Source organism: Vibrio sp. 2132-1 (assembly GCF_033344315.1).
Genome location: NZ_JAWPON010000506.1, coordinates 1 through 621 on the forward strand (window position 1 = coordinate 1; position 621 = coordinate 621).

At 46.4% G+C, this 621-nt stretch carries 1 protein-coding gene; it reads right to left on the bottom strand.

What is annotated here, in order from left to right; translation table 11 throughout:
• Positions 1-178 precede the first annotated feature (178 nt).
• A partial coding sequence (locus R8N47_RS26320; RefSeq protein ID WP_318186245.1) for a GGDEF domain-containing protein occupies positions 179-621 on the bottom strand: 443 nt, incomplete at its 5' end.

Sequence of the window (621 nt, forward strand, 5' to 3'; positions counted from 1 at the left end):
AAACAGGCGATAGAAAAAAGTTTGGTCGGAAAAATGAAGGAGCTAGCTTTTAAGCCAGTGATTGCACCACAACAATGAAAACCAAGCCGGGCGCGTCAAGCCTTCTGGTTGATCGTGTTTTTAGCGCTTGGGTTGTGGGCGATGCACTTTTTTGCATAATCGGGCGACTCACAGAGGCTTAGCACGCCTCTGTCATCTCAAGCATTGATTCTTGTTGTTTGCGCAGCTCACCAGCATGAGAACAATGTTCGTAAAACGCGTACTGATTTTTACCCGTGTGTTTCGCGGCATACATCGCTTTGTCTGCGCAGCGGGTAAGCTCTGATAAATCGTTGGCGTCTTGTTTATAGATTGCGGCTCCTACGCTCATCGTCAGCTCATTATAGGTATCGTAGTTTTGATATCCCTTTGGGAACAAATTAACGATGCGATCCAAAATGCCATCTAGGTCTTGTTTACTGCGCACATCGTAAAGCATTAACACGAACTCATCGCCTGCGAAGCGCGCAATGGAGTAGTCATGTTTATCGGTTTTTCGGTCGCTGTTACGAATGCTTTTCTTCAATCGAGTTGCAAATGCTTTCAACACTTGGTCGCCAACATCGTGGCCATAGGTGTCGT